2 protein-coding genes are annotated in these 1,056 nt (G+C 66.4%); both read left to right on the forward strand.

The window, feature by feature from the left end; translation table 11 throughout:
• The coding region (locus tag EOA33_RS36605; protein WP_145989546.1) for a CBS domain-containing protein at positions 1–495 on the forward strand (495 nt) is incomplete at its 5' end.
• Positions 496–641: 146 nt separating this feature from the next.
• The coding region (locus EOA33_RS36610) for a helix-turn-helix domain-containing protein (protein WP_145989547.1) at positions 642–1,056 on the forward strand (415 nt) is incomplete at its 3' end.

Raw genomic sequence — 1,056 nt, forward strand, 5'->3', positions numbered from 1 at the left:
ACCTTCGGCTACTCCTTCTCGACCTGGCGTTTCCACCTGCGCGGCGAGACCATCCGCAGCGCCCACGACGTCGGCTGGATGCGCAGCCTCACCGTCGGCTCGATGATGCGCAAGGATGTCCGCACCATCGATGCCGCGACGACGCTCGGCGCCTTTCGCAAGGCGGTGCCGCTGGGCTCGGCGCAGCGCGTCATCGCCGTGGATGAAGGCCAGCACTATGTCGGCGTGCTGATCGTGGCGGAACTGCACAGCGAGCTTGCGGACGGCGAGACGCCGGTGTGGTCGCTTGCCCGGTTCAAGGACGCCGTGCTGGTGCCTTCCATGAACGTCCAGACGGCGGCCGAAACCTTCCAGCGCGCCGGTGCCGAGGAACTGGCCGTGGTCGAGGATTTCGCCGACCGCGTCGTGCTCGGCCTTTTGACCGAAAGCCATCTGATGCGGCGCTATGCCGAGGAACTGGACAAGGCGCGACGGGACCTCTCCGGCGAAGGCTAGCGCGTCTCCCGCACCTCCCTTATCCATCTGCCGACCTCAACCCGCCGACTTGCCTGGCCTAGCCATAGGCGCGGCTCTGGCGCCACGCGCGACTTGTCAGATGTACAGTGGCACTGTACAGTCTGTTAAGTGGAGGAGGAGACGGCATGAGCAAGGCTTCCGGCCAAGCTTCGGCAAAGACGGGCGACGCACCGGCCGCTACGCATGCCCATCAGGTGCTGGGAATGCGCCTGAAAACCCTTCGGCTCGCCCGCAGGCTGTCACTGCGGGAGCTTGCCGAGGCAACCGGAACCAGCGCCAGCTTCATCAGCCAGCTCGAGCGCGGCCTGACCGGCGCCAGCACTGCCTCGCTCAACCAGATGGCTTCGGCGCTCGGCGTCAGCGTGGCGATGCTGTTCGAGGAAAGTGCCGAGCAGAACCATGGGGTCTTGCGGCGCAGCGAGCGGCCGAGCCTGCCGCCCAGCGACGGCTGCCGCAAGATGCTTTTGTCGCGCCCGCCGCTCAGCGACATGGAAGTCTATATCGGCGAATTCGACATTGGCGGCTCGACCGGGCCCGATC

The organism is Mesorhizobium sp. M4A.F.Ca.ET.050.02.1.1 (genome assembly GCF_003997725.1).
Lineage (GTDB): Bacteria > Pseudomonadota > Alphaproteobacteria > Rhizobiales > Rhizobiaceae > Mesorhizobium.